This is a genomic window from Burkholderia sp. MS455, assembly GCF_016899445.1.
Taxonomy (GTDB): domain Bacteria; phylum Pseudomonadota; class Gammaproteobacteria; order Burkholderiales; family Burkholderiaceae; genus Burkholderia; species Burkholderia pyrrocinia_C.
The window spans coordinates 2,504,122-2,530,788 of the sequence record NZ_CP041778.1; the positions used below are offsets into that span (position 1 = coordinate 2,504,122).

A 26,667-nucleotide genomic window follows, 5' to 3' on the forward strand; every position below is an offset into this window, starting at 1 on the left:
GCCGAGGCCGGCGCCGACGTGGGCGTGTTACGCGCCGGTCAGAACTTCCACAGGATGTTGCCGAGCACCGCGTTGTCGCGCACGCCGCTGCCGTACTGGCCGCTGTACGTGAGGCCGAGCGTCAGGCGCTTCGTGATGTTCGCGTCGATGCCGGCCTCGAGCACTGCGCTGTCGCGAGCAATCGGCACGCCCGACACCTGGAACGACGTGCCGCCGTTCGCGAACGTGAACGCCGACGACGGCCGCACGTTGCCGAACGCATGGCGCCAGCCGACCGTCCCGCGCGCGGTGAACGTGCCGCCCGCGATCGAGCCGAGCTGCGACGCCGCGCGCAGGCCGAGCGTCGAGAAGCCGACGTGGGTCGTCTCGCCGCCGGCTCGCAGCGCTGCCGCGCCGCCGCTTTCCGTATAGCCGTCGGTATGCAGGTTCACGTACGCGATGCCCGCGAACGGTTCGAGCGCGACGGGCCCGACCGGCAGCGCATAGCCGACTTCGCCGAACACCTGCGCCGAATTCGCGTTGTAGCCGGCCGAGTCGTGATCGGAAAAGCCCGCGAAGCCCGGATAACGGTCGCTGTTGATCCGGTACCACGTGTACGACGCGCCGCCGCGCACGCCGAGCGCACCGTACTGCGCACCGCCGTACAGCGACAGGTAGTAGCTGTTCACCGACGCCGACGAACTCTGGTCGTTGTCGAGCGAGCCGTGCGTGACGCCCGCGGCCAGGCCCGCACGCCACTTGTCGTTGAGCGCCATGTCGGCACCGGCGATGAAGCCCGTCATGCTGCGCTTGATCGTCGATGCGTTGCCGTCGCCGGCAAGCCGGCTGCGGCCGCCGAACGCCTGCCCCCAGACGACCGGCTGGTAAGGCGTGCCGCCGTAGCAGCCGTCGCGCGAACCGATCCGGCGTTCCGGCGGCAGCGTCGGGTCGACCGCGCCGGCCGTGTTGTCGCCGCACAGCGCGGCACCGCCCGACGACAGCGCCGCGAGCGGGCCCGATCCGGGCGCGAGACCCTGGCGGACGCGATCGGTCACCGCGTCGCGCACATAGCGGCTGTCGAGCAGCAGCATGCTCTTCAGGCTCGCCTGCAGTTCGCCGTCGAGCAGCCCGTATGCGCGGCGCGCGGTGCCCGCGTCGGTCGTCAGCACCGCGTCGTACAGCGGGTTGCCGGCGCCGAGCCCGCCGAGCGCGGTCGCGACCGCGCGCTGGTTCGGCGTCGTCGCGACGTCGGGCAGCGCGGTGCCGTTCCCGACCAGTTGCAGGTACACGTGATCCGGATCGTAGCTGAGCGTCGGCATCAGGAACGCGTAGTTCGCAGTCACCTGGTTGAATGCGCCCTGCACGCCCGACGAGGCGGTGAGGATCGTGTAAGTCGTGCCCGGCTGATAGCCCGTCTGGTTCGCGAGCACCTGCACGGTGCCGCCGTTCAGCGTCGCCGTGCCCGTCGCGGCGACGCTGCCGCTTTGCTGCGGCGTGGCCGCGACCTGGAACGTCGAACCCGGCTGGAACGTGACGTTGCCGGCCACGTTCAGCGCCGCGCCCGGCTGCGATGCAGCCGCCGTCGCGCCGCCCTGCACCACGAGGCCGCCGATCGTGCCGGTGCCCGTCAGCGTCGCGCCGTTCTGCACGGTCACGGCCGACTGGGCGAGCGAACCGTTGACGGCGAGCGTCCCGGCGCTGACGGTGGTCGAACCGCTCAGCGTGTTCGTGCCCGTCAGCGTCAGTTGCCCGCTGCCGGCCTGCGTCAGCGAACCGGTGCCGGACAGCACGCTTGCAACCGTCACGCTGCCGGACTGATTGAACACCAGCGCGCCGTTGTCGACGACGTTGCCGGCGACGCTGCCCGACGTGCCGCCGTTGCCGAGTTGCAGCGTGCCGCCGGCCGCGATCGTGGTGCCGCCCGTGTACGTGTTGCTGCCGGTCAGCACCTGCGTGCCGCTCGCCACCGTGACGCCGCCCGTGCCGGCGATCGCGCCGCCGAACGCGGTGCCGGCGCCGTTCAGCGTCAGCGCATTCGCGCCGAGATTCACGTTCGTGCCGGCCGCGCCCGACAGCGTGCCGATCGTCTGCGCGCCTGTCGCACCGCTCACGTCGAACGTCGCGCCCGCGCCGGCCAGGTTCACCGCGCCCGTCGACGCGAGGCTGCCGCCCGCGCCCAGCGCCAGCGTGCCCGCGTTGATCGTCGTGCCGCCGGTGTAGGTGTTCGCAGCGGTCAGCGTGGTGGTCGCCGCGCCGTTCTTCACGAGTGCGCCCGCGCCGGAAATCGCACCGCTCAGCCCGAGCGCGTTGCTGCCGCCCAGCGTGAGCGCCGCACCCGTGCCGAGATTGACCCCGTTGCTCACCGTCAGGCTCGCGTTCGTATCGAGCGTCGCCGCGCCGCCGACGTTCAGCGCGCCGGTGCCGAGTGCCGCGGCGTTGCCGAGCACGACGCTGCCGCTGTTCAGGTTCGTGCCGCCGGTATAGGTATTCGCACTGTTCAGCGTCTGCGTGCCGGTGCCGGCCAGCGTCAGGCTGCCCGCGCCGCCGATCGTCCCGCTGAACGTGCCGCTGGCGGTCCCGCCGAGCGTCAGTGCGTTGCCGCCAAGGCTGATGTTCGTTCCCGCGACGCCCGACAGCGCGCCGAGCGACTGCGCACCCGTTGCACCGCTCAGGTCGAGCGCCGCGCCCGCGCCGGCCAGGTTCACCGCGCCGGTCGACGCGAAGCTGCCGCCCGCGCCGAGCGCGAGCGTGCCGCTGTTGATCGTCGTGGTGCCCGAGTACGTGTTTGCGCCGGTCAGTGTCGTCGTCGTCGCGCCGTTCTTCACGAGGCTGCCGGCGCCGGATATCCCGCCGCTCAGCGCGAGGGCGTTGCCGCCGCCGAGTGTCAGTGTCGAGCCGGTGCCGGCGAGATTGACCGCATTGGTGAGCGTCACGCTCGTATTCGTATCGAGCGTCGCCGCGCCGCCGACGGTCAGCGCGCCGGTGCCGAGCGCACTGTTGTTGCCGAGCACGAGGCCGCCGCTGTTCAGGTTCGTGCCGCCCGTATAGGTGCTCGCGCCGTTCAGCGTCTGCGTGCCGGTGCCGGCCAGCGTCAGGCCGCCGGTGCCGGAAATCGCGCCGCCGAAGGTGCCGCTGGCCGTACCGCCGAGCGTCAGCACGTTGCCGCCGAGGCTCACGTTCGTGCCCGCCACGCCCGACAGCGCACCGATCGCCTGCGCACCGCCCGCGCCGATGTCGAGCGCCGCACCGGCGTTGGCGAGATTCACCGTGCCCGTTGCCGCGAGACTGCCGCCCGCGCCCAGCGCCAGCGTGCCCGCGTTGATCGTCGTGCCGCCTGTATACGTGTTCGCGCCCGTCAGCGTGGTGGTCGCCGCGCCGTCCTTCACGAGGCTGCCCGCACCGGAAATCGCACCGCTCAACCCGAGGGCGTTGCTGCCGCCCAGCGTCAGCGTGGTGGCCGTTCCGAGGTCGATTGCGTTGCCGACCGTCAGGCTCGTGGTCGTATCGAGCGTCGCCGCGCCGCCGACGGTCAGCGCGCCGGTGCCGAGCGCCGAGCCGTTGCCGAGCACCAGGCCGCCGGCGTTCAGCGTCGTACCGCCCGTATAGGTGTTCGCGCCGGACAGCGTCACCGCCGCCGCGCCGTTCTTCACGAGCCCGCCCCCACCGGCGATCACGCCGCCCAGGCCGATTCCGGTGCTACCGACGAGCGTCAGCGTCGTGCCCGTCGCGATATTGACGCCGTTCGTGAGCGACACGTTGGTGGTCGCATCGAGCGTCGACGAACCGTTCACGTTCACCGCGCCGAAGCCGAGCGACGTATTGCTGCCGACGGCGAGGTTGCCGCCATTCAGGTTCGTGCCGCCCGTATACGTGTTCGTGCCCGTCAGCGTTTGCGTGCCGGCGCCTGACAGCGTCACGCTGCCCGCCCCGCCGATCGTGCCGGCATAGGTCGCATTGGCGCTGCCGTTGAGCGTCAGCGAATTGCCGCCGAGGTTCACGTTCGTGCCGGCCGCGCCGGCCAGCGAGCCGATGGTCTGCGCGCCCGATGCGTTGCTCACGTCGAACGTCGCGCCCGCGCCGGTCAGGTTGACCGTGCCCGTCGCCGCCAGGCTGCCGCCCGCGCCCAGCGCGAGCGTCCCGCTGTTGATCGTCGTGCCGCCGGTATACGTATTCGCGCCGGTCAGCGTGGTGATCGCCGCGCCGTTCTTCACGAGGCCGCCGGCTCCGCCGATCGAGCCGGCCAGCCCGAGATCGTTGCTGCCGCCGATCGTCAGCGTCGTGCCGGTGGCGAGATTGACCATGTTGTCGAGCGTCACGTTTGCGCTCGTGTCGAGCGACGCGTTCGCGTTGACGTTCAGCGCGCCCGTGCCGAGCGACGTATTGTTGCCGACGACCAGGCCGCCGCCGTTCAGGTTCGTGCCGCCCGCATACGTGCTCGCACCCGACAGCGTCAGCGTGCCGCTGTCGTTCTTCGTCAGCGCGCCTGCGCCCGTCACCGTGCCCGACAGCGTGAGCCCGGTCGTACCCTGCACCGTCAAGCCGCCGCCGTTGAGCGTCACGTTGTTGGAGACGTTGAGCCCTGCCGTGCCCGCCTGCAGCGCGCCGCCATTGGCCGTGACGTTGCCGGTGCCGAGCGACGCATTGTCGTTGATGATCGCGACGCCGCCGCTCAGTGTCGCGTCCTGCGCGGTAGACGCACCGTTGATCGTCCAGTTGCCGCTGTTGACGTCGAGGTGGTTGAAGTTGATGTAGTTGTTGACCGCGATCGTACCGTTCGCGGTGGCGCCCTGCTGCAGATTGAGCGTGTTGTTGCCACCCGCGCCGCCGTCGACAACGCCCGTCGCCGCGACGCCGAGCGTGACCGGGCCGACCGTGATGTTAAACGCGCCGCCGGTGCCGCCCGCCGTGTTGACCGACGAGCCCGTCACGGCATTGAACGTGTTGGTGCTGTTCGCGCCCATCGACACGCCGCCGTTGATCGTGCCCGAGTTGGTAAACGTATTGCCCTGACCGGGCGTGCCGCTCGAGCCGAACGATACGCGGCCGGTGATCGTTCCGCTGTTTGACATATTGACCTGACCGCCGCCGTATGCAGCGACCACGGGCGCGTCCGCGCCGACGAGGGTCGCGCCGACCAGCGGGCTGGAGCCGATCGTGCCGGTGTTCGTGATGTCCGACGTACCGCCCGTGCCGTTCTGCACTGACAGCGCCATGCCCGTCACGCCGCTAATCGCCACCCCCGTCGAACCGTTCATCGTGCCGTTATTGACGACGGTCGTGTGGCTCGCCGCCGCGTTGCCGACCACGGCTCCGCTCGACAGCACGCCGAGCCCCGAGCCGAGCGCGGAAGGATCGATCGTGCCGTTGTTGGTCAGCGTGACGCCGTTGCCGGTCAGCGACATCGCCGTGCCGCCGACGCCGAGCAGCACGCCGACGGTCGCGCCGGGGTTGACCGTCGCGTTCAGGTTGTTCGCGCTGTTCGCGTAACTGGGAGCCAGCGGGTTCGCAACGCCGGAACAGGTCACCGTGGTGCCTGCCGTGCTGCAGGTCGCATGGGCGGGAACGACGCCGGCGCCGGACAGCGCCAGGAAAACACCCGTCGGCAACAGCAGTCTCGGAAACGGCTCGCCGGCTTTTTTCGAACGCGCAAGATTCATGCTTTCCCTCATTTTTTCTTTGATATTGGTATTGCGCCTACGCCGAACGGCATGCAGCAGAAAATCCGCGGTCAAAAGCGTGCCCGCCGGCGGTCGCGATGCGACGTCGGTTTATTCGTGATGAATTTTTGATAAGCCCCGGACTGCGGATGCGCAACTAGTCGAATGGCATGATGGCGGCCCCTGGTTTTATGCAGCGACTTTCTGGTTGATTTGACTACTGCCCTGCTTTTTGTCAGACAAGGCTATATCAAACTCACGCCATTTTCCAGTTGCTGCTGTTTACCCATCGGGTCAAGGGCGGAATGAGCATGTGTTTTTTACCCGCCAACGCGTACCCGGAAGCAGAATCCCGTGTTTTCACCGGCTTATTTTGATCTTTCTCAAAAACACCGGAATCGCCGTATACGTGGAAACGCTGATATACGACCTCGATTCATGGAACACGATTTTTGCAGCGCAATATTTTCATTCTGGCGAATCGCTTACGCGGATAATAACTATCCGTTTAATAAACAATACAAGCCGGATTTTCACAAACCCGCCAAAATTGCCTCATTTCCGTCTCGCATCAAACCTTAAACGCGAATCGTTATCGCTTGTCCGGCGCCCATGACATTCGTACAGCCGGCGAGAATGAAAGAACGCCGTATTCGGCGTGAAACGGCAGGAAACCCGAAGGAAGGAGAAAATCATGCGCCGGGGGCGTTCGCCCCCGGGCGTCGCGTTACGAAAACAGGCTCATCAGGTAAAGCATCGGCCGGAACGAGAACGGCCGCGCGTCGGGATTCGCCCACAGACGCATCGCATACACCGCGTAGGCCGGCACCTCGCGCCAGCTCGAATAGACATCGCGCAACTGGAAGCGGCGCGGATACGCGGCGGAGATGTTCGCCCGCGCGATACCGACGCGCTCGAACGCAAGTCGCGCCCGCGCAAGATGGTAGTACTGGCTGACGATCAGCACGCGCGACAGGCGGTGCGCCTGCAGGTACGCAAGCGTGTGCCGGGCGGTCGCGAGCGTGTTGTCGCCCTGGTCGTCGACGGCGATCCGGTCGGCCGGCACGCCGCGCGCCACGAGATAGTCGCGCATGGCCGTCGCCTCGTTCAGCCCGGGGCCGTCGATCGCGCCGCTGACCAGAAACGCCGGGCACTGCCCGGTGCGGTAGCAGCGCACGCCGACGTCGAGCCGGGCCGCGAGCACGGGCTTCGGCGCACCCGTATCGTCGAGCGCGTTGCCGAAAATCACGGCGACGTCGGCCGGTTCGCTCGGCATCCGCATTCCGTACGCGACGAGCGCGACGGCCGCGGCAACCCAGATGCCCGCGACGACGGCCAGCAGGCGGCCCGCCCGGGCCGCAAAGCCCCGTTTGGTTTGGTAATTCAAGGTTTTCGGTCTCTCAGGTCGTCGGGCGTATCGGCTGGCCCGGCCCGGCATGGGCGCGTAACGCTAGCACGGCGCGCTCGCGCGTGTCCACGCGGACGGCCGATGCCGGGCCGTTACCGACCTGTTGGAAAGAAGACCGACTCGCTTTGCGCTGGAGGGCAGGCTGGCGCTATGGAGATCGAAAGAATGTGAATGGCTGCATTGCGCCGTGATGCCCGGCCCGAACCGAATCGGACCGCGTCAATCGGCCGGACACATCGCCAGCCGCCCCATCGCCTCGCCGGCGCCGCGCACCGCGCAGGTGGCCGGCTCGTCGGCGATCCGTGCGATCACCCCCGTCTCGTCGTACAGCAGGCGTTCGAGATCCGCGAGCAGCGCGCCGCCGCCCGTCAGCACCACGCCGCGATTCGCGATGTCGGTCACGAGCTCGGCCGGCGCGTTTTCCAGCACCGACTTCACCGCGCCGATCACCTGCTTGAGCGGCGCGGCCAGCGCGTCCGCGACGTCGTGGTTGGACAGCTCGACCGAGCGCGGCAGGCCGTCGCTGATGCTGCGCCCGACCGCGCGCGTCGTCGTGCGCGGCACCGCGCTGGTGGCCGAGCCGATCGTCTTCTTCACGTGCTCGGCCGTCTGCTCGCCGAGCAGCACGCCGTACAGGCTGCGGATGTGGTTCACGATCGCCGCGTCGAACTGGCTGCCGCCGACGCGGATCGCTTCGCGGTAGACGATGCCGCCGAGCGCGATCACCGCGACTTCGGTCGTCCCGCCGCCGATGTCGATGACCATCGAGCCGACCGGCTCGGTCACCGGCAGGCCCGCGCCGAGCCCGGCAGCCAGCGATTCCTCGATCAGTGCGACCTCCGACACGCCGGCCGCGAACGCGGCCTCGCGGATCGCGCGGCGCTCGACGGCCGTCGCATCGGACGGCACGCACAGCGTGACCTCGACGCGGCGGCCGAAGCGCGAACGCGTGCGCGACATGTCGATGAAGCTGCGGATCATCTGCTCGGCCGCGTGCGCGTCGGCGATCACGCCGTGCCGCATCGGCCGCACGGCTTCGAGATGCCCCGGTTCGCGGCCGAGCAGCGCCTTCGCACGCTCGCCGACGGCCTCGAGCGTCGGCCGCGCGTCGTTCGCGCCGGCCTTGCGGAAGCAGATGACCGACGGCTGGTTCAGCACCACGCCGCGCTCGTGCGTATAGATCTGCGTACTCGCCGTCCCAGGATCGATCGCAACGGGTTGCGCAAACAACTTTCCGAACAGCGGTGTCGACATATCAAGCCTTTTTGAACGATCGGGCCGGGACGGCCCCGCCGCATCCCCGCGGCGCGCCTGCCGCCCCATCATGAAGTTAGCGGCAAATCGTGCCGATACTTTAGCCAATTCCGATGATTATTTCGCGACGAAATTGCCGAAAACAGCACTTCGAGGGTGTCGGACTCCGAAACGGTCTCTCGCGCTGCGCCTGTAAAACACGGTAATCTCTCGGTCTTGCCTGCTCCCGGCAGGCTTCAGACGCCCGATCACGCCAGGTATTTCCTCAATGACAGCGACCGTTTCCTCCCGCTGGGCGCGGGTGCGCCCGCTCTGCACGACGCTCGTCGCCTTCTGGTGCTGCACGGTCGCCGCGCAGCCGCTGCCGGCCACCGCCACCGCGCCCGCCCCCGCTGCGGCCGGCACGCCGGTGGCCGCTGCCCCCGCCGCAACGCCCACGGCCACGCACGACTGCACGGCCGACGGCGGCCCGGCCGGCCGCCCGTCGATCGGCCTCGTGCTGTCCGGCGGCGGCGCGCGCGGCTATGCGCACCTCGGCGTGCTGAAGGTGCTCGAGGAAAACCGCATTCCGATCGACTGCATCGCGGGCACCAGCATGGGTGCGGTGGTCGGCGGCCTGTATGCGAGCGGGATGGCTGCTGCCGACATGCAGAAGCGGCTGTCGGAGGTCAACCTCGCGGATATCGCGTTCGACGTGGTCGAGCGCGCGGATCTGCCGCAAACCAGCCGGGAAGACGAACGCCTGTACATCAACGGCCTGACGCTCGGCTTCGGCAAGAGCGGCGTGAAGGCGCCGGTCGGCCTCGTGCAGGGCAACCGGCTGCAGGCGCTGCTCGCCGACTGGACCGCTGCCGTGCCGACCAACCAGCCGTTCGACCGGCTGCCGATCCCGTACCGCGCGGTCGCGACCGACCTGCAGACGGGCCAGATGGTCGTGCTCGACCACGGCTCGCTGCCGCTCGCGATTCGCGCGAGCATGGCGATGCCCGGCCTGTTCGCGCCGGCCGAGATCAATGGCCGCGCGCTGGTGGACGGCGGCCTCGTCAGCAACCTGCCGGTCGACACCGCACGACAGATGGGCGCGAACGTCGTGATCGCCGTCGACATCGGCTCGCAACTGCGCCCGCTCGACGCGCTCGCGTCGCCCGCCGACGTGATGCAGCAGATGGTCGGCATCCTGATTCGGCAGAACGTGTCGGCGCAGCGCAAGCAGACCACCGCGGACGACGTGCTGCTCACGCCGGAGCTCGGTTCGCTCGGCTTCACCGATTTCCAGAACGCGCGCCAGGCGATCTCCGCGGGCGAAGCGGCGGCAACCGCCGCGCTGCCGCGCCTGAAGCGCTACGCGCTCACGCCCGAGGAATACGCGGCCTACCGCTCCGCGCACGCGCAACCGCTGCCGCCGCCGGTCCGGATCACGCGCATCGAGATCAAGACGAGCGGCGGCGTGCCGAAGCGCGTCGTCAGCGACGCGCTGCACGTGAAACCCGGCGACCTCTACGATCCGCAGACCGTCAGCCAGGATCTGCTCGGGCTGACGACGGGCGGCAATTTCGAGAGCGTCACGCAGCAGGTCGTGAGCCACGGCAACGACAACGTGCTCGTGATCGATGCGCGCGAGAAATACTGGGGGCCGAATTTCCTGCTGTTCGGCCTGGGCATGTCGAGCAGCTCGACCGACGAGGGCGGCTTCCGCCTGCACGTCGGCTACCGGCGGCCCTGGCTCACCGAATCGGGGCTCGAGTTCCGCGCGGATACGACGATCGGCAGCGACCTGCAGTCGGCGCGCGTCGAATTGCGCCAGCCGTTATCGGGAGCATACGGCTTCTACCTGTCGCCTTACGCGGAATATCAGCGTCGCTACGTCAGCCTGTACGACGACAGCGGCGACATCAAACAGAACCAGTACCTGATGCAGACAACGCGCACCGGGATCGACTTCGGCTTGCCGATCGCCCGGCTCGGCGACTTCCGGATCGGCATCGGCTACGCGACCGGGCACGGCTCGCCGAACTACAACCTGCCGCTCGAGCTCGACGACGGCACCTCGACCCTGATATGGCCGAGCTTTACGTCGCAGGCGCTGACCGCGCGCGCACGGCTCGTGATCGATCAGCTCGACGATCCGATGTTCCCGCGCCGGGGTTACTACACCGAATTCCGCGTCGAACGCTCGCTGTGGTCGCACAACAGCGAGTCCGCGCGGGACTTCGGCGATGCGTCCGACACGCCTTACACCGAGATCTACGGCAAGGCGATGATCGCACAGCAGTTCGGCCGGCACAGCGTCAGCGCGACGATCGAGGGCGGCAAGAGCATCGGCGGCACCAACCTGATCAACGCGTTCAACTTCACGCTCGGCGGGTTTCAGCATCTGGCCGCGTATGCGGCCGACCAACTGACCGGCAACGAGCTCGCATACGGAAACGTGACCTACATGAACCAGTTGATGACGTTCAACGCGTCGCCTGTCAAGGCGCTGTCGATCGGCGCCAGCGCGGAAATCGGCAACGTGTGGTCGAGCGGCGTGAAGGTCGGCGGCGGCGTGCTCAAGCAGAGCTATACGTTCTTCACGAGCCTGTCGACCGCGTTCGGCCCTCTGTACATGGGGGTCGCGCTCGCGCCGGGCGGCCGGCGCAACATCTACCTGCAGCTCGGCCGCACGTACTGATGCGCGCGTCGCGCGCAACGGTCCGGCATGCCCGCCGTCAGTGCGCCGGCCCGGCCGCGGCGCGCGCCGTGCCGATCGGCCAGCTGATCTCGAAGCGCGCGCCGCCGAGCTCGACCGGCTCGACGACCGCGATCCGGCCGTTGTGCGCATGGAGCACCTGCCGCGTGATCGACAGGCCGAGCCCGTAGCCGCCGGTGCGGCGGTCGAGGCGCACGAACGCGTCGAAGATCCGTTCGCGCTCCTGCTCCGGCACGCCGGGGCCGTCGTCCTCGACGAAGATCCCGATGTTGCCGTGCTCCATCGCGATGCCGACGACGATCCGCGAGTGCGCATACTTGCTCGCGTTGCGCAGCAGGTTGCGCATCGCGTACGACATCAGCCGCCGGTCCATCTTCACGCGCAGGTTCGACTCGAGCGCGACGCGCGATTCGATCGTGCACTCCGGATACAGCAGTTGCGCGTCGTTGACCTGGTGCTCGAACCACGCGACCGGCGCGGTCATCTCCAGGTTCGACTGCAGCGAGCTGTATTCGAGCCGCGCGAACGTGAGGCTCATGTCGATCAATTCCTCGAGCTCGGTCACGTCCTGCGCGATGCTCTCGAGCGCGCCCTGGTATTCCGCGGCAGAAGCAGGCTCGCGCAGCATCTCCAGCGCGAAGCGCACGCGTGCGAGCGGCGTGCGCAGCTCGTGCGAGATGCCGTTCGTGAGATCGCGCTGCGCGGCGATCAGCCGCTCCATGCGCATCGCGAGCGCGTTCAGCGTGCGCGCGAGCGGGCCGATGATCACGCTGTGCGATTCGCGTGCGCGCGTGTTGAAGCGCCCGCCCGTGAAATCGATCGCGCGTTCGCGCACCATCACGAGATCCGACCAGACCGGCCGCATCCATCGGTACGCGGCGAGCGCGGGCGCGACGAACACGAACGCGAGCACGATCCAGATATCGCCCGGCAGCGCGTCGAATGCATGCCACACGACCTGCGGCGACAATTCGACGCACAGCGCGAGCGCCGGCACAAGCGCGGTCAACAGCACGAGGCCGAGCAGATGCAGGTAGGTCCGCACGTAAAGGCGCGACCAGCTCGGAATGCGGTCGGCGCGCGTATCGGTCCACGCGCGGCGGAAATGCAGCCAGCGCCATCTGACATAGCGCAGCGTCGACAACGGCGGTGCATCGGGGTGCGAACGGGTTCGTCGGATCATCGCGGCTCCCGGCTGGCGGGCGGATTGCCCGCGCGGAACGTGACGGCGTCGCCTGACGGCGGCGTCATTCCCACGCGTGCTTGCTGAATTGATAACCCTTGCTGCGGATCGTCTTGATCCGCTGCGGGTTGCTCGCGTCATCGCGCAGCTTGCGGCGCAGCTTCGAAATGCGCCCGTCGATCGTACGGTCGAGGCCGTCGAATTCGACGCCGCGCAACTGCAGCATCAGGTCGTCCCGGCTGACGACTTCGCCCGCATGGCACACCAGCGCCCACAGCAGGTCGAATTCGGCCGACGTCAGATCGGGCGTGCTGCCGTCGGGCAGCACGACGGTGCGGTCGGTGCGGTCGATCGAGAACTTGCCGAACGCGTAGCGCTCGGGCTGCGACGCGGCGCTCTCGACCGTGCGCGCGGGCGCGCGGCGAAGCTGCGCCTTGATCCGCGCGAGCAGGATGCGCGGCTCGACCGGCTTGTGCACGTAGTCGTCCGCGCCGAATTCCAGGCCCAGCAATTCGTCGAACGGCTCGTCGCGCGCCGTCACCATGATGATCACGCCGTCGTACTGCTTGCGCGCCTCGCGGCAGATTTCGAAGCCGTCCTTGCCCGGCAGGTTCACGTCGAGAATAACGAGATCGGGACGAATGGACAGGATCGCCGGCACCGCGGCGTCACCATGCAGCACAGTGTCGACTTCGTAGTCGTTCTTGCGCAGGTAGCCTGCGATCAGCGTGGACAGGCGGGTGTCGTCTTCGACGAGCAGGATGCGAAAAGACATGGGCAACGGTCGGGTCATCGGGGAGGCCGCGGCGGCGCCGGTCATTCCCGACGCCGGCCATCGGCCGAAACGTACCGCATGATACTGCGCCCGCCGATTGCCCGTTTGCCAGTCTCAAAAATAAGGGCATGATGCTGGCCGTGCTTGACGAATCGGCGCCGGGACGGTTCCATACGGGCTCGCCGGAATCCGGGCCACGCACCTACCCTGCCTGACGTGATGAATTACCAGACGATCCTCGAACGCATCCACACCGAACTCGCCCCCTGGATTGGCCAGGGACGGGTTGCCGACTATATTCCCGAACTCGCGAAAATCCCCGCCGACAAGTTCGGGATGGCCGTCGTGACGCTCGACGGAAACGTTTACACAGTCGGCGACGCGTACGAGCGCTTCTCGATCCAGAGCATCTCGAAGCTGTTCGCGTGCACGCTCGCGTTCCAGCTGCTGGGCGATGCGCTGTGGGAGCGGGTCGGCCGCGAGCCGTCCGGCACCGCGTTCAATTCGCTGGTGCAGCTCGAAAGCGAGCGCGGCAAGCCGCGCAATCCGTTCATCAACGCCGGCGCGCTGGTCGTCACCGACGTGCTGTGCCGCCGCTTCGTGAGGGCCGAGACGGCGCTCGTCGAATTCGTGCGGCGGCTGATCGGCGCGACCGATATCGACTACGATTCGCGCGTCGCGCTGTCGGAGCTGCAGCACGCGGAGCGCAACCGCGCGATGGCGCATTTCATGGCGAGCTTCGGCAACATGCAGATGCCGCCCGACACGGTGATCGACGCGTATTGCCGACAGTGCGCGATCACGATGAACTGCGTCGAGCTGGCGCGCGCCGCGCTGTTCCTCGCGAACGGCGGCGTCGCGCCGGTGACCGGCGAGCGCATCGTCGATTCGAGTTCCGCGAAGCGGCTGTCGGCGCTGATGCTGACCTGCGGCACCTACGACGCGGCCGGCGATTTCGTGTATCGCGTCGGGCTGCCCGCGAAAAGCGGCGTCGGCGGCGGGATCGTCGCGGTGCTGCCCGGCGAGATGGCTGTGTGCGTGTGGGCGCCGGGGCTCGATGCTAACGGGAACTCGCTGGCGGGGACGTTGGCGTTGGAGTGGTTGACAACTTATACGGGAAGGTCGATTTTTTGAAGTGGCGAAGTCAGGCGTGCCTCATCTGGCGCGACGGCGGCAGGTGAATTTCGGCACACTCAATGGAGAATTCGTCATTCGACAGCGATCGACCCGGAGCGAACCTTCAGATTTTCGGAAAGCAGCCATTAGAGGCGTTGACCACCAGTGCTAGAGATGGGAAAGAACTTATGAACAAAAAAGTGCCCGGCTTACACGCGCGTGATTTCGGTAAGGCCTATGTTTTGATGATCGCCACTGTCCTCGCAGTAGGCTCAATGCCTGCTGCCCAAGCGAACGAAAATACAGTAACGGTCGGTGTTGAGAAAATCGCCATTCCCGCTATCCCGGGCCTGGATGATTACACGACCGATCCCAAGAGCCAGCGGATCGCGGCATCGTTAATTGAATCCAGTGCGCAATTGCTGAATTTTCAGGCGCAACTCGCCCCCGTCCCTCGATACCTTATCGTCAAGGTACCCAAGGCGATCGTGTCGAAGTCCATGTCGACTCTTGAGTTTCGCACTTTTACCGCGTATAGCCGCTCTAATCTCAAGAATCTGGAGCAACACAGCGATCTGGCGACCCAGCAGGCAACCGAGCGAAGCGCGCAACTGAATCACACTCTTGCACCAGGGCATGTTGTTGAGGAAATCAAATTTGATGCTCCCACGTTGGTTGGCATTGATCGCGATGACGACGTCGCATTCACACGGACGGAGGTCGTCCCTATGAAATTTCAGATTGACGGACAGCCAAAGACCTCGATGGTCGTTATGTGCGCGAGCGCAATCCTAGTGAAGGGCAAGTTCGTCATCGCGCAGTTGTTTGGGCCAATTAAGGAAATCGAGTGGACCCGATCCACATGTAACAAGTTCGTTACGGACCTCGCAATGCAAAACAAGTGACCAAAATCTTAGTAGGCCGCCAATCCTTGACGCGTAAACGGTACGTCAAGAATATTCAAGACAGCCAGCAGCGAACTGCGTGTTGATGCAGACTGTCCGCTCGTGGCCGCACAGAGCCCAACGGCGGTCGGCTCAGGGCAACCCGAAGCGGCTCCCAGCGTTGCTTTCAAGGGCTACTCGTCGGGTACCGTAGTACGCATCCGGCTAGCACTTACGCTTCATCGAACCACTTCACCAAAGTACCAACATTCATAGCTGAACAGGCGACCGTCGTCGTCAAGGACCTTAACCGCAATACCCGACTCGGACATGCCTGGTGGCACGTACAACGCCCATTCACGGGAGAGGTTCCGGTCCCGGATGAATTTTCTTTCACCGAAAATATTTGTACCCTCGCCAACGTGGGCTCTGAAGTAGTCCTCGTCCAGATAGACGCATACCTCGCTCGCGAACATGTCTGGAAGGCAAATTACGCAGGTCACTCGAACCGACCTACAGCCGAAGGGCTTGCGAGCGAGAAGCAGCGCCGATGCGTCGATAAGGCCTTGCGCACACGCGCGACGGGTCGCAGCGGTAGCATATCGCCCCTGAACGAGGCTAGACGGCACCGGGATTTTCCAATTCCAGTAACGCTCACTCGACCTCCAAACGTCGGGGGAAACGTAGCTTGAAAGTTGTTCCGGCCATCGTCGGATAGCACGGAGCCTACGAGGAATGCCACGGAGTTTCTTTTCAGGCATGACGACTGTGTTGGATGCGGTATGCTATTGCACTCATTGAGCGCTGCATTATCGGTGTCAGATCATATCCGACAGTAAGGCAGTGTGCTGGTTTCATTCCGCAATTGCTAACGAGCACTGTAAACATAGAACCATTCTTGTCGGATTGTCGACGATTCAGGTAGCGATGTCGAATGTCCGTTTCTGGCGGCGGATTCAACCGGTCATTGAAGGCGGCGTAACACTTGTCCGCGCGAGGGATTACGTGTCAGTTTATATTGCCGGAGTTCCAGCACGCTGGCGCTGGAGTGGTTGACGACGTATATGGGAAGGTCGATTTTTGAGGCGGGGAAGAACCGGTCAACTGGACGCCCCGCCAGGCAAGACCTCCATCTTCCCGCCGACGGAATACGCGTTGAATTACCGATAAATCGGGTATTTCCAAATCCGCGCAAATCGGTAACCTACGAAGTCTCGGTGAACGAAAAAGCCTCGCTGCCTGAATGCAACCATTCGGATCGCACCATGACTGAGCCTCGTCTGACATTCCGTGACCAGAACGAATGGGAAGGCTGGTTGACGCAAAACGGCGATACCTCGACCGGGATATGGCTGCGCCTTGCCAAAAAAGGCGCCGGGCAACCCACCTTGACTTACGAACAGGCGCTGGAAAGTGCCCTTTGTCATGGCTGGATCGACGGTCAAAAGCAAACTGAAAGCGAAGCATACTGGCTGCAACGCTTCACTCGACGCTCCGCAAAAAGCATCTGGTCCAGGCTCAACAAAGACCGGGCCGAAGCGCTGATCGCAGCAGGCAGAATGCTGCCTTCGGGCATGCGGGAAATCGAGAAAGCCAAACAGGATGGCCGCTGGGAGGCTGCCTATACGTCCGCCAGCAACTCGGTCGTGCCGGACGACCTGCAGGCCGCACTGGATGCCAATCCCAAGGCCAGCGCGTTCTTTGCGACGCTGAACGGCCGAAACCGCTACGCCATCCTGTTTCGGATACAGAACGCCAAAAAGCCCGCGACACGGGTGCGCAAGATCGAAGAGTTCATCGACATGCTGAATCGCGGCGAAACCATTCATTCGTAGACCGGGAAGTCGACAGCCAACGAAGGTCACCGGCCGATGCCGCGCTCAAGGCGGGCAATCCGCAGCGCTCTCCCCGCCTCGGCGCTGGCGAGCGTCGATCAATGCCGGCTGACGGTTATTTATCGCTTTGGCTGCTATTCCGGCGTGGCCGGTCGTTATGACAATCCGGCCGAGCGTTGGATTTTGGCCGCATGCCGCCACACGTGAGCCCAGAAGCCGATCGCCTCTCGCCACTAGAAATCAACGATGGGGCGTTCCTACCGTTAGGCTCGGCCGGTTTCAGTCGTCCTGGATCGGTCGGCACACGGTGAGAGCGCCGTGGCGGGCGTACGAGAGCGGAAAGCCGTGCACAATACCGCATGCGAGTTCCAGACCTTGAATGCCTTGTCACCGTCACCATGCCCTTCGGAAAATACAAAGGCCGACTCATCGCCGATCTACCCGGGCATTACCTCAATTGGTTGGCCCGCGAAGGGTTCCCCCGGGGCGAGCTCGGCCGGCAGCTCGCGCTGATGCACGAAATGGACCATAACGGCCTGAGAGGCTTACTCGAGCCGCTGCGCAAACGCGGATAGCGCCACTCACGTTCTATTGCCCCGGTGCGCCACACCGGCCCCGCATCGATTCAGTGGTTGTCGCCGATCGTGTGACAAAACACTCAGCGAAAACCGGACGTCCACCGTACGACTAGATCACGAGTTCAATGTCAGGCAGATTGGCAAGTACTTCGTCGTAACTTCCGTAGCGCTCCAGCGCCTCGACTACGACCGGCAGCGGTTCAGCCCAGAGTTCTGGCAAATTCCGTTCTTGCGGTTCTCGAGTGGGAAATGCCAGGGCTTCTGCGGGCGGGCAGAATTGTGCGTTCACTCCCGGCTTGTTTCCGCGAGCATCGAGGCGATACCAGCCGAAATCTTGAAGGTAGACGGCGTTCAATCCATGCAAACAGTATGGTGCTCCGCTGCCGCCAATGGACAATCTCTGATAGCACAAGCCGGCAGGAATGGCATTGGCTCGCAAGAGCGCGGCCAAAAGATGACTCTTCGCGTAGCAATAACCTGTTCTGTGCCGAATCACATCTGAGGCTTTGCAAGTGACTGGATTGAGCTTGAAATCAGAGCTGTGACGGATTTCATCTCGGACGAACTCGAAGCAGCGGCGCACCAGATCGTGTTCTGAAATGGCGCTGCGCGCCAAAGCTTCAGCGCTCGACTTGACTTCGGTGTCTTCGAAATCGATGTACTTGCTGGGGATCAAATAGCGCTGCATGCTGTTCTCGTGGTCCAAGGAGGCTGCTTAATTATGAGTCTAGTGGTCATGCGACAGTCGAAAGCTTCCCACCTACGGTACCGGAACTGCCCGCTGCGTCATCGGCCACCAGTGCAGATTGACGATCTGCACTACGCTGTCGTGGCCGGGAAATCCGCAATCGCGATTGCTGAGTCGAACGGTCGTCCGGATTGCACCAAGAGTTGCTCAAGATAAACTATCTGCCCGATCACTGAACTGCGAGATCCTTAATGTTAATCCGAATTGCGACGTTTGCCGATGTAATTCCGCTTGCCGAGTTGAAGCGCGACACGTTTCGCGAAACCTTTCTTCAAGATGGATATGGCATCGGCTACCCGCCGAGCGATCTTGCTGCGTACGAGACCAATAGTTACTCGGTGGAAACGGTCGCTGACCAACTCAACAATCCCCAGCATCGAACGTGGGTAGTTGAAAGCGACGACGGCCGCCTGGTTGGTTACGCACAGGTGGGGCCGTGCAAGCTTCCGCACCCGGAAGTCGCCGACGGTTCGGGGGAAATACATCAAATCTACCTTCGGCGGAGTACTCAAGGCACTGGCGTCGGACGAGCATTGTTTGACTCCGCGCTCGATTATCTGGCGGTGGAACGCCCCGGCCCGGTATGGCTTGGCGTGTGGTCGGGTAACACGAAGGCCATCGACTTCTACGAGAAGGCGGGCTTCAAGCGTGTCGGCACGTACGATTTCAAGGTCGGTGAATCGACCGATCTAGAGTTTATTTACCGTCGCTGACTCGTACGATCGCGTCCGACCGGTTGCAGCGGCCCTGCGGGGACGTTGCTCGTGCGGCGGTTTTCTTGCGATTTGCATGATCTGACTTCTAGACCACCGCGCTGATCGTAAGTAAAGGTTGGAATTATCACAGTAGATCGTCGACGATTTAGCTGCGAGTATTGGACGGCCGCTTCTGGCCGAGGCTGTGTCAAAACGCGAAATTCCTCGGTTTTCGGGTATCACTTTACCCCTCCCGAAGTGCCACGACGCCGATACAGAGCGTTCTGGTGGGTCGCCTTCTCCGCTGACCTGCAGCGGCGCACGTTTTGACACAGCCTCGGCCGACCTCAGCCGGAATGATTAGTCAGGCACATGGAGAGACCACCGCGTCTCGAATGCTATCATCGTCATTTCCAATGCTTCGAACTGCGGATCGGCATTTTTTACGGTCAACGCTGGCACCGGCAGCAATCCAAGTTGTGTGCCCAACACCGACCTCTTTTTGTCCGCAAATCCAACTCGCTCGTCGCGAAAGACACTAAACTTCGATACACCGGCTGAGCGATTTCATCAATTCGTTGCATCGACGGGTTGAATCCGCACATGCATATCGGACGCCAACGCCCAAGTTTGCGAGCGTCGAATGGCGTTACGATTCGGCAATCGGCTCGAATGTCTTACGGACAACGTCCACGATGAAGTCAATGACCGCGCGAATCATCGCGGAATACCTCAGATCGGAGTGCACAACTAGCCAGATTTCGCGATGGAAAGGCTCACCGTCGAATGGCAGGCGCTGCAGTGCGGGATCACAATCGCCCATGAACACCGGCAGGCCTGCAACACCAACTCCCGTGCGGGCGGCCGCCTGCTGTGTGGTGATATCACTCACCTCGCAGACGATTCGGCGACCTTGAGCGATCGACTGAAGCCACTTCTGATGCGGCATCTCTGCGTATTGCGCTTCATAGCCGATGAATGCCCAATTGTCCGATTCCGACGCCTGCACGTATTCACGGCTTGCATATAGCCCAAAGGACATTTCGCCGAGTTTGCGGATGACGCTTCGTGGCTCCTCGGGACGAAACAAGCGCACCGCGATGTCTGCTTCGCGACGCCCCAGCGACACGCTTTGCGCTTGACTGGCGATCGCCAACCGAATGCCGGGATGCGATTGCGCGAACGCATGCAGGTGGTTCGCGAAGAGATTATTCGCGAGGACCGGCGGCGTGCTAATCGTCACTGTACCCTGCATGGGCGCCTGCTCTGCCAGTGCCAGCCGTTCGATGGCGAAGGCGTCCTCCTCCATCTTCGCGGCGAACCCGAGAATCTGCCTGCCCGTGGCGGTCAGTCGACAGGCGCGTGGCAACCGATCGACGAGGCGCATGTTCAACTCGGCTTCGAGTGCGCTCAAGCGTCGGCTGACCGTTGCGTGGTCGACCTTCAGCCGCCGGGCTGCGGCCGAGAGGCTGCCCGATTGTGCGATGGCGACGAAGAAGCGAAGGTTTTCCCAGTCGAACATCAGTGCATTTTCTCCGGGTTGATGTGCGATTTTACGGAATATCCGCACAGAGGGCGATCCTTTACGCTGCACCTTCCAAATTCGAAGGATCGCCAATGCAGACACCCTCAAAACTCCATCCTGGACTGGTTCAGATCGCGACATGCCTCGGTTTCGTCGTCGTGCTGGTCGACGTCAGCGTCGTCAATGTCGCGCTCGACGCGTTGCGATCCGCCTTCCGAGCAGACATCACGGGTCTGCAATGGGTCGTTAATGCGTATGCTCTCGTCTTCGCGTCGTCGCTGCTGTTGGCGGGGGCGCTCGGCGACCGGTTCGGAGCAAAGCGCGCATTCATGGTCGGCTACGCAATCTTTACGTTTGCGTCGATCGGCTGCGGCATTGCATGGTCCCTGCCGGAACTGATCGCCTGGCGTCTTGTCCAGGGTGTGGGCGCGTCACTGCTGGTTCCGAATTCGCTCGTCATCCTGCGATTGGCATTTCAGGACACTGCGGCGCGCAGCCGGGCGATCGGATGGTGGGGAGCAGGCGGCGGCATCGCGCTGGCCGCCGGCCCGGTGATCGGTGGATTGCTTGTCACTGCACTCGGATGGCGCAGCATCTTCTTGGTGAACGTGCCCCTCGGCGTCGCCGGCATCTGGATGACGTGGCGCTTTGCGCCCGACACCAGCCCACAACGCGGCCGCAATCTGGATGTTCGCGGGCAACTGACGGGCGCCCTCACACTGGCTGCGCTCACGTTCGCGCTGACTGAAGCCAGCACCCTGGGTTGGGGGAGTCCGGTCATTCTCGGCGCATTCGCACTGTGCGTGTCATCGGGCATCGCATTCATCCGGTTGCAAGCGGGCAATCCCGCCGCAATGCTACCGCTCGCGTTGTGGCGGGACAGGACGGTTCGCAGCACGACCGTGATCGGCATGATCGCGAATCTCGTCTTCTATGGCATCGTCTTTACATTGAGCCTGCTCTTTCAGTGGGGCTGGCATATGACGCCCGTACGCACGGGCGTTGCGTTCATGCCGATGATGGGTATTCTCATGATCGTTAATGTCGTCGCCGGGCGACTGGCGAGCCGGATCGGCGCACGCACACTGGCAACGGCCGGCATGCTGATTTCTGCTGTCGGTTATCTGGCGATGCTGCCGGCGCTTGCCGCGCAGTCCCACTGGCTACTCGCGTTGCCCATGCTGCTGGCTGGCAGCGGCATCGCCCTGACGATACCGACCATTACCGATGCGATGCTTGCTGCGGTATGCAGTGCGCAATCGGGTATTGCGTCCGGTTTGCTGAACGCGGCCCGCCAGGTCGGAGGCGTGATGGGCGTAGCGTTGTTCGGCTTCTTGGTTCGCCATACCGAGATGATCGCATTCATGCGCGGCATGGAGCAGGCGCTAATCGCTTCCGTCGTGTTGTTGGTTGTGGGTGCAGTGACCGCCTTCCGATACCTGAGTGCGACAACGGAGCGGTGCATTCAAACCCGTCGACGGAGTACGACCGTTATCCGCTCCGAAGCGGACGTTTAAGTGCCGTTGCGTCGCAGCGCACGAGCGGCTGGTTGTGGCCGATAACGAACAGACGCGATGTATCGAACTCAATGGGACAATGATCTGCCTTAGATAAATATTGCGGCCGGTAGCGCACGCTCCATCACGATTGCTTGGGCGGCGAAATCCATCGCTGGTTTGCGAAGCAACTCAATGAAGCCTTCGCGTTTCCAGAATTCGAACGCTCTCGGATTTGTATCGATGACTGCAATGCGTAATGCGCGACATTGCCAGCCCATTCCGATTGCTTCGGCGAGACGCAGAACCTGCGGGCCAAAGCCCCGTCCCTGCGAACTTTCCCGGAACAACAGCAGGCCGATGAAAGCGATGTCGACCTCTGGATAGCCCCGCACCATTTCCATACATCCAACCGCCTCGACATCGTGAGAGATTTCGTAGACGAATTTGTCCGAGTGGCTTTTGCCGGGCGGTAGCGCATCAAGTACCTCGATGGCGGCGTTCGGAGGGGGCAGCTTGCCTTCCACGGCAAGGCTATAGCCTGGAGCACCTTCGAGCACGGCTTGCAGACGTTCTATGTCGTTCGACGACTGGCGGTCGATCAGGCGTAGCGTGGGCGTGTACATGGTCATGGCGGTTCAGGCGAGAATGTGCGATGCCGATTGTGGACGATCTGGGCGTCGAAGTCGAAGGACCGCTTCTGGTCGCATCTAGACAGTCGCGACCTCCGATTCACCGCACGGGATGTATCGACGCGATTTGACTCGCTCACGTTATGCATTTCCGTCTCAAGGTGCACGCGTTGCCGACTCAGCATTCCGCAGCATGACGGGCGCAACGGTTGTCGCTCACACTCTCGGGGATGCGTCGACCAAGCCTAGCGCCTGAAAGCCAGCGGCCGCGTGCGAGAGAACGTCTTGATTCCAGTTGGACCGGAAGGACGGGTGCGGGAGCGCCAGAAAAGGGATCGACCGGTCGGCCACCATGTAGCGCGAAGGCACGCCCATCGCTTCCTTGGCGTGGCACATGATGCTTTGGCGCTTGAACCGCGCGTCGAGCTTGGGCTTAACCGCGTTCCATGTGTTAGCCCCCCAAGATACGATCGAGACCCTCTCGTAAACACGGCAGACGGAACGCAGCACTGCGTCGAAACCGCACAGCCAGTCGTCGTAGCCCCTAAGGGTGCCCGTGGTTTTGGCCCCGACCGGTCGGAAATCCGGCACAAGGTTGAGGAACAGTACCACTGGCGTCTTGCTAAGGACCGCAGGCGGGATACCGACTCGATATCTCGGCGGAGCTTCATGCAAGCTGCCGTATCGCCAAAGCGGCGAATCCGGATCGTGTAGCCTGCCGTCCTTTTTGAGTGAGACGATCGGATACCAGTCGTGTCCTAAGACAATAACGGCCTCGCGCTTTGACGCGTCCCACGTGTCCAGAAGCGCATCATCGGTCCAAGGCGACAGACCAATCGAGAGCCCCACGCCTGCGCGCCGCGAAGCATCCATCAACTCGGCCGCCCTCTCTTGAAGCGAGAGGTCCTGTCGCATGCCTTCGATATGTCGATGCAGCGACAGGTACTGACCGTAATGCGCTTCGAGGAAGTTGCTCGTCAGGAAGGGCAGCAAGCCATGGCGCGGTGTCCGCGCGAAGTTCCAATAGGAGTTTAACTCGGGCGTGATCTCTGGAAAGAGATGGCAATACGCGCGGAGGATGCGATCGACCGTGGCCTCGTCTCGCACAATGGGAATGTTTCCTTCCAATTACCTCTCCTCCGTCACTGCGGCCTTCGCCGTCACACATTGGTTATCACAAAGGCGCTCCAAGCGGCGATGCATTTTGTCGCAAGTTCGAACGCGTCTACCAGCCGCCCGAGCGCGACGCGGCTTCCTTCGCGCAGGCTGTCAGCAGAGAGTTCACGAACGTTCGACGCCATCTGAAGTCTCGTCCGGATCGCCCAGATTTCCAGGAGCTCTAGCGGCGGCTTCTGCCCGGTGAGCTTGCCCTTGTTCCACGGCACACGGTGGACAACGACGACATTCTCGGATTTCATGACAATCTCCTTACAATCGAAGGGGAGATTGAGTGTGCGCCTCTTCCGGCGGGCGCTATCCGACCCGGAACAGCCGCTCGTATGTTCTCGACGCGGTCGCTGGATCAGGCCGGGGAATCTGGATCGGGACCGTCAACTGGAACGTCAGTCGAAATCGATCCTCAAGACACTCTCGTCTACGTATTGCAGCTTCAAATCAATCAAGACCGCACTAGACAGTGCGGTCGTCAACGCGATCTTCAATTCCGGCGCGATGCTATTGAGATGAAAGGAAAACTCCCATCCCGGCATCGCATTGATCCAAGACACCAATAGGTCATCGCTGTCGGACTGCCAAAACTGAACGTTCTTTATTCCACCTATCGATGCTTCATCAACAATCTCGGCTCGGGACGCCGCCATCTGCCGGCCGCCATCAGTCCAGTGAGTTATCTGTCCGCTATTAGGATTGGCAAGCAGAAATCCAAGAGGTTGGAGCAAAGTCTCGACATAGCGAAAGGCTTTCGGAAATGGCTCTTTCAGCAATACGACCAAGATAGGTTTTGCCATTGCGCCTCTGAACCTGAGTGTTGGATGCCTGCCACCATCGTGACAAGAGAGCAGTCGATTGTCGACGATTTCGATGACGGCGTCGAACGACTGCTTCTGGCGCCGGTTGCCGCCCGACGCGGTAGGCTGCAGCCGACCCGTTGCTGCCGGTCGCCATCGCGTGACCCACGCGGCGCGTTCCGATGGAGAGCGGCCATTCCCGGGACGAATATGGGTAGCAATGGCGACAAACTGGAGCGGTTGATGTGCCGCGAGAGCTCTATTTCAGTGGCCAACCCGATATATGCGGCCGCTATGCACGCCCTCCACGCTGCGCCGATAGGCAATTGCCACACGTGTCGCCGGCACGCCTTCGTAACCGGGAAAGAAGGGACCAAACCGTTCCACGGATTCGATCAGCATGGTTGGGCTGACGGCATTGATTCGGATACCCCGACGAAAATCGCACGCAGCTGCACGCACGAACCCTTCAATTCCGGCATTCGACGCTGCGGCGTGAGAACCCTGCGCAATCGGATCATCGACGGCGATGCCGGACGTCAGCGTGATTGAGCCGCCATCGCTCAGGTAATGCTGACCAACCAGCGCGACGCGCACCTGACCGAGCAGCTTGTCCTGCAGGCCTTGATGGAAATCGGCCGCCGTCATCTTTTCGATGGGAGCCAGTATGACGTTGCCTGCGGCGACAACGATGGCATCGACGCGCCCGATCTGCTCGAACAGCAAACCGACACTGTCGTCACGGGTGATGTCGACCTGATGGTCTCCGCGGGTGCGGCCAACACGAACGATTTCGTGCTTGCCATCACGCGCAAGCTCATCTGCCGCGGCACGACCGACGTCCCCGCCGGCACCGATTACGACGATCTTCATCGAACACTCCTTTTCGCGTTCAGGTTGGAACGTCGCCATTCTTCACCGAACCAACGATCCGATAAATGTGCTCTAATTTCCGACACTACTAATCTACAGTTCGCAATATGGACAGACTGCGTGCCATGGAAACCTTTGTTGCCGTCGTCGAAGGCGGCAACTTCACCGAGGCAGCGCGGCGGCTGGAAATCTCGGCGGTCATGGTTGGCAAGTATGTGCGCGAACTGGAGGAGCGTCTCGCTGCGCGCCTGCTCGAGCGCACTACCCGGCGCCAGAGTCTGACTGATGCCGGTCGCGTGTTCTACGAAGACGCCAAGCGTGCACTCGAACACATGCGTATCGCCGAAACGTCGGTCGAACGGCTACGCGCGTCACCCTCCGGTACGTTGCGAATCAGCGCGCCGATCACCTTTGGCGCCTGTGTCATTGCGCCGCTAGCCGCGACTTTCCGGCAGATGTATCCGCTCGTGCGTGTCGAGCTGGAATTGAGCAATCGCAACGTCGACCTGATCGACGAGGGTTTTGATCTAGCGATCCGCATTGGCGAATTGGGTGATGCCGACCTCGTCGCAAGGCCGTTGACCCGGTATCGCATGGTGATCTGTGCATCGCCGGGCTATCTGGCTCAGTACGGGTGTCCGGAGACGCCACAGGACCTGAGCGCGCATCACTGCCTGTCTCACACGGTGTGGAACAGTCGAAACGGCTGGAAGCTCGGGGACGATGACAGCACGCACTTTACGGCTGAATCGGTGTTCACTTGCAATGACGGCAACGGCCTGCGGATGGCCGCAATCGCAGGCGCGGGATTGCTGCTGCAACCGGAAGTCCTGGTGAGCCACGATCTGGCAAGCGGCGCGTTGGTACAGGTGCTGCAAGGTTACTCGCCGAAGCCACGCCCCGTTCATATCGTGTATCGACATGACCGGCGCCCGCTGCCCAAGCTCACCCGCTTTGTAGCGCATTTGCTCGAGCATGTGACGGAGCGCGAGGCGTCGTAGTGTGCTTTTCGGCTCGGTGACATGCGCGAAGAATAGCGCCTTGGTTTCGGCTGAGGCCCCTCGGGACACAACGTAAACGCTCGCTTTCAAAGACACAACAGGCGCTCACGCAAACGACACAAGATGCGAGGTGGCCCCGCCGACCGAATGACGGCTTGCGGAGTGGCGCAGTCATGTGAATGTCCGACCGACGCATCCGACGAGGGCCGCTCCTGGCCGATCCCCGACACCCAATGCAGCGTAGCGCTCACCCGCCCGCTCGGTACCAAAGCAACCACATACGGGTTTATATTCCGGAATCCAATCACGCTGGCGCTGGAGTAGTTGACGACGTAAACGGAACGATCGATTTTCTGAAACCCCGCAGCGGTT

General features: G+C 63.4%; 20 protein-coding genes and 1 pseudogene. 8 read left to right on the top strand and 13 right to left on the bottom strand.

Translation table 11 applies throughout. The annotated features are described in order from the left end of the window. Nucleotides 1–38: 38 nt before the first annotated feature. The 3 genes from FPJ27_RS15560 to FPJ27_RS15570 form a co-directional block, all read right to left on the bottom strand. Complete coding sequence (locus FPJ27_RS15560) at nucleotides 39–5,636, bottom strand: autotransporter domain-containing protein (protein WP_204421717.1); 5,598 nt, start codon at nucleotides 5,634–5,636, stop codon at nucleotides 39–41. A gap of 727 nt (nucleotides 5,637–6,363) precedes the next feature. Further along, nucleotides 6,364–7,023 carry a YdcF family protein gene (locus FPJ27_RS15565; RefSeq protein ID WP_204421718.1) on the bottom strand — a complete coding sequence of 220 codons (660 nt, stop codon included), beginning with the start codon at nucleotides 7,021–7,023 and terminating at the stop codon, nucleotides 6,364–6,366. Between the two features lie 240 nt (nucleotides 7,024–7,263). Next, complete coding sequence (locus FPJ27_RS15570; protein WP_072444284.1) at nucleotides 7,264–8,298, bottom strand: rod shape-determining protein; 1,035 nt, start codon at nucleotides 8,296–8,298, stop codon at nucleotides 7,264–7,266. A gap of 268 nt (nucleotides 8,299–8,566) precedes the next feature. Here FPJ27_RS15570 and FPJ27_RS15575 point away from each other — a divergent pair, with 268 nt between their 5' ends. After that, nucleotides 8,567–10,969, top strand: coding sequence for a patatin-like phospholipase family protein (locus tag FPJ27_RS15575; protein ID WP_204421719.1), 2,403 nt, complete (start codon nucleotides 8,567–8,569; stop codon nucleotides 10,967–10,969). 37 nt (nucleotides 10,970–11,006) lie between these two features. Here FPJ27_RS15575 and FPJ27_RS15580 read toward each other — a convergent pair whose 3' ends face one another. Together FPJ27_RS15580 and FPJ27_RS15585 are read right to left on the bottom strand one after the other, a co-directional pair. Beyond that, entirely contained in the window at nucleotides 11,007–12,170 is a 1,164-nt protein-coding gene (locus FPJ27_RS15580) for an ATP-binding protein (protein ID WP_204421720.1), read from the bottom strand. Nucleotides 12,171–12,234: 64 nt separating this feature from the next. After that, nucleotides 12,235–12,945 (bottom strand): response regulator, encoded by a 711-nt coding sequence (locus tag FPJ27_RS15585; protein WP_072444290.1) that lies wholly within the window; start codon nucleotides 12,943–12,945, stop codon nucleotides 12,235–12,237. 219 nt (nucleotides 12,946–13,164) lie between these two features. Here FPJ27_RS15585 and FPJ27_RS15590 point away from each other — a divergent pair, with 219 nt between their 5' ends. Further along, entirely contained in the window at nucleotides 13,165–14,079 is a 915-nt protein-coding gene (locus tag FPJ27_RS15590) for a glutaminase (protein WP_072444292.1), read from the top strand. Between the two features lie 170 nt (nucleotides 14,080–14,249). After that, complete coding sequence (locus FPJ27_RS15595; RefSeq protein ID WP_204421721.1) at nucleotides 14,250–14,966, top strand: hypothetical protein; 717 nt, start codon at nucleotides 14,250–14,252, stop codon at nucleotides 14,964–14,966. A gap of 218 nt (nucleotides 14,967–15,184) precedes the next feature. On the opposite strand, the gene FPJ27_RS15600 is transcribed toward FPJ27_RS15595, so the two are convergent. Beyond that, the gene (locus tag FPJ27_RS15600) at nucleotides 15,185–15,706 is read right to left on the bottom strand and encodes a DUF3916 domain-containing protein (RefSeq protein WP_072444295.1); all 522 of its coding nucleotides are present in this window, start codon (nucleotides 15,704–15,706) and stop codon (nucleotides 15,185–15,187) included. A 504-nt stretch (nucleotides 15,707–16,210) separates the two neighbouring features. Between FPJ27_RS15600 and FPJ27_RS15605 the strand changes: the two genes are divergently transcribed. Continuing rightward, nucleotides 16,211–16,780, top strand: a complete 570-nt coding sequence (locus FPJ27_RS15605; RefSeq protein ID WP_204423229.1) for a YdeI/OmpD-associated family protein — start codon at nucleotides 16,211–16,213, stop codon at nucleotides 16,778–16,780. Nucleotides 16,781–17,139: 359 nt separating this feature from the next. Further along, nucleotides 17,140–17,355, top strand: a complete 216-nt coding sequence (locus tag FPJ27_RS15610; protein WP_174417466.1) for a DUF3820 family protein — start codon at nucleotides 17,140–17,142, stop codon at nucleotides 17,353–17,355. Between the two features lie 112 nt (nucleotides 17,356–17,467). Here FPJ27_RS15610 and FPJ27_RS15615 read toward each other — a convergent pair whose 3' ends face one another. Then, the gene (locus FPJ27_RS15615) at nucleotides 17,468–18,046 is read right to left on the bottom strand and encodes a transglutaminase family protein (RefSeq protein ID WP_072445439.1); all 579 of its coding nucleotides are present in this window, start codon (nucleotides 18,044–18,046) and stop codon (nucleotides 17,468–17,470) included. Between the two features lie 251 nt (nucleotides 18,047–18,297). Here FPJ27_RS15615 and FPJ27_RS15620 point away from each other — a divergent pair, with 251 nt between their 5' ends. After that, entirely contained in the window at nucleotides 18,298–18,819 is a 522-nt protein-coding gene (locus FPJ27_RS15620; protein WP_072445434.1) for a GNAT family N-acetyltransferase, read from the top strand. Nucleotides 18,820–19,450: 631 nt separating this feature from the next. On the opposite strand, the gene FPJ27_RS15625 is transcribed toward FPJ27_RS15620, so the two are convergent. Further along, nucleotides 19,451–20,323, bottom strand: a complete 873-nt coding sequence (locus tag FPJ27_RS15625) for a LysR family transcriptional regulator (protein ID WP_204421722.1) — start codon at nucleotides 20,321–20,323, stop codon at nucleotides 19,451–19,453. A 95-nt stretch (nucleotides 20,324–20,418) separates the two neighbouring features. Here FPJ27_RS15625 and FPJ27_RS15630 point away from each other — a divergent pair, with 95 nt between their 5' ends. Further along, nucleotides 20,419–21,843 (top strand): MFS transporter, encoded by a 1,425-nt coding sequence (locus FPJ27_RS15630; RefSeq protein ID WP_072445436.1) that lies wholly within the window; start codon nucleotides 20,419–20,421, stop codon nucleotides 21,841–21,843. A gap of 89 nt (nucleotides 21,844–21,932) precedes the next feature. On the opposite strand, the gene FPJ27_RS15635 is transcribed toward FPJ27_RS15630, so the two are convergent. The 5 genes and pseudogenes from FPJ27_RS15635 to FPJ27_RS15655 form a co-directional block, all read right to left on the bottom strand. Next, nucleotides 21,933–22,454, bottom strand: a complete 522-nt coding sequence (locus tag FPJ27_RS15635) for a GNAT family N-acetyltransferase (RefSeq protein WP_239483213.1) — start codon at nucleotides 22,452–22,454, stop codon at nucleotides 21,933–21,935. Nucleotides 22,455–22,670: 216 nt separating this feature from the next. Further along, the gene (locus tag FPJ27_RS15640) at nucleotides 22,671–23,582 is read right to left on the bottom strand and encodes a hypothetical protein (protein WP_204421723.1); all 912 of its coding nucleotides are present in this window, start codon (nucleotides 23,580–23,582) and stop codon (nucleotides 22,671–22,673) included. Nucleotides 23,583–23,716: 134 nt separating this feature from the next. Continuing rightward, a pseudogene (locus FPJ27_RS36920) lies at nucleotides 23,717–23,872 on the bottom strand (integrase); the annotation flags it as partial. Nucleotides 23,873–24,016: 144 nt separating this feature from the next. Beyond that, a complete protein-coding gene (locus FPJ27_RS15650) occupies nucleotides 24,017–24,421 on the bottom strand; it encodes a hypothetical protein (RefSeq protein ID WP_072441779.1) in 405 nt (134 codons plus the stop codon). Between the two features lie 264 nt (nucleotides 24,422–24,685). Then, nucleotides 24,686–25,294 (bottom strand): short chain dehydrogenase, encoded by a 609-nt coding sequence (locus FPJ27_RS15655; protein ID WP_204421724.1) that lies wholly within the window; start codon nucleotides 25,292–25,294, stop codon nucleotides 24,686–24,688. A 107-nt stretch (nucleotides 25,295–25,401) separates the two neighbouring features. On the opposite strand from FPJ27_RS15655, the gene FPJ27_RS15660 reads away from it, so the two are divergent. After that, nucleotides 25,402–26,295: a LysR family transcriptional regulator gene (locus tag FPJ27_RS15660; RefSeq protein WP_204421725.1), complete on the top strand. Its 894-nt coding sequence runs from the start codon at nucleotides 25,402–25,404 to the stop codon at nucleotides 26,293–26,295. Nucleotides 26,296–26,667 lie beyond the last annotated feature (372 nt).